General features: G+C 70.2%; 1 protein-coding gene. It reads left to right on the top strand.

The window, feature by feature from the left end; translation table 11 throughout:
• Positions 1–118: 118 nt before the first annotated feature.
• The gene (glpK, locus tag ACFQ80_RS20470) at positions 119–1,633 is read left to right on the top strand and encodes a glycerol kinase GlpK (protein ID WP_430550631.1); all 1,515 of its coding nucleotides are present in this window, start codon (positions 119–121) and stop codon (positions 1,631–1,633) included.
• The last annotated feature ends 120 nt before the right edge of the window (positions 1,634–1,753 follow it).

The following is a 1,753-nucleotide window of genomic DNA, read 5'->3' as shown; positions in this document are numbered from 1 at the left end:
GGGGGGGGCGTGCTCGCCGGCCTCCTGGGCTCCTTATACTCCTCACCCACCCCGCCGGCCGGCCCGCACGGCCCGGCCGGCACCCGCACCACCCACACCGACGTGAAGGGCAACCCCCATGGCTGACTACGTCCTCGCCATCGACCAGGGCACGACGAGCTCGCGTGCCATCGTCTTCGACCACTCCGGCCGGATCGTCTCCACCGGCCAGCTCGAGCACGACCAGATCTTCCCCAAGGCGGGATGGGTCGAGCACAACGCCGAGCAGATCTGGAGCAACGTGCGCGAGGTCGTCGGGCTGGCGCTCACGCGCGGCAACCTGGCGCACACCGACCTCGCCGCCATCGGCATCACCAACCAGCGCGAGACCGCCGTCGTGTGGGACAAGAACACCGGCAAGCCGGTGTACAACGCGATCGTGTGGCAGGACACCCGCACGCAGGCGATCGTCGACGAGCTCGGCGGCTCCGAGGGCGCCGACAAGTACAAGTCGATCGTCGGCCTGCCGCTGGCGACCTACTTCTCCGGCCCCAAGGTGAAGTGGATCCTCGACAACGTCGAGGGCGCGCGCGAGGCCGCCGAGAAGGGCGACCTCCTGTTCGGCAACACCGACACCTGGGTGCTGTGGAACATGACCGGCGGGCCCGACGGCGGCGTGCACGTCACCGACGTCACCAACGCGTCGCGCACCATGCTCATGGACCTCGACACCCTGAGCTGGCGCGAGGACATCGCCGCGGACATGGGCATCCCGATGTCGATGCTGCCCGAGATCCGCTCCTCCTCCGAGGTGTACGGGCAGGGCCGCCCCCGCGGCCTCGTGCCCGGCGTGCCGATCGCCGGCATCCTCGGCGACCAGCAGGCCGCCACCTTCGGCCAGGCGTGCTTCGAGACCGGCACCGCGAAGAACACCTACGGCACCGGCAACTTCATGCTCCTCAACACGGGCACGGAGAAGGTGCCGAGCAAGAACGGCCTGCTCACCACCGTCTGCTACAAGATCGGCGACGCCCCCCAGGTGTACGCCCTCGAGGGCTCCATCGCCGTCACCGGCTCCCTCATCCAGTGGCTGCGGGACAACCTCGGCATGTTCGAGGACGCCCCCGACGTCGAGTGGCTGGCCCGCAAGGTCGAGGACAACGGCGGCGCCTACTTCGTGCCGGCGTTCTCCGGCCTGTTCGCCCCGTACTGGCGCCCCGACGCCCGCGGCGCGCTCGTGGGGCTCACCCGGTACGTCAACCGCAACCACATCGCCCGCGCGGCGCTCGAGGCCGTGGCGTTCCAGACCCGCGAGGTCGTCGACGCCATGAAGCTCGACTCCGGCGTCGACCTCACCGAGCTCAAGGTCGACGGCGGCATGGTCCAGAACGAGCTGCTCATGCAGTTCCAGGCCGACCAGCTCGGCGTCGACGTCGTGCGGCCCAAGGTCGCCGAGACGACGGCGCTCGGCGCCGCCTACGCCGCCGGCATCGCCGTCGGGTTCTGGAAGGGCGAGGAGGACGTCACCGCGAACTGGGCCGAGGACAAGCGCTGGTCGCCCGCCATGGCCGAGGACGAGCGCGAGCGGCTCTACCGGTCCTGGAAGAAGGCCGTGACGAAGACCTTCGACTGGGTGGACGCCGACGTGCAGTAGTCCTCTCGCTCGCCGTCGCTGAGGGGACGGCATCGCTTCGCCCGGACGCGTTCACGGGCGCCAGGGCGCCCTCCACTTCGGGAGGGATACGTCCGGGCGAAGCGATGCCGTCCCCTCAGC

Origin of the sequence: Isoptericola sp. NPDC056578 (genome assembly GCF_042793275.1) — a bacterium.
Classification (GTDB): Bacteria; Actinomycetota; Actinomycetes; order Actinomycetales; family Cellulomonadaceae; genus Isoptericola.
This window is presented reverse-complemented; position numbering and strand designations above follow the sequence as displayed.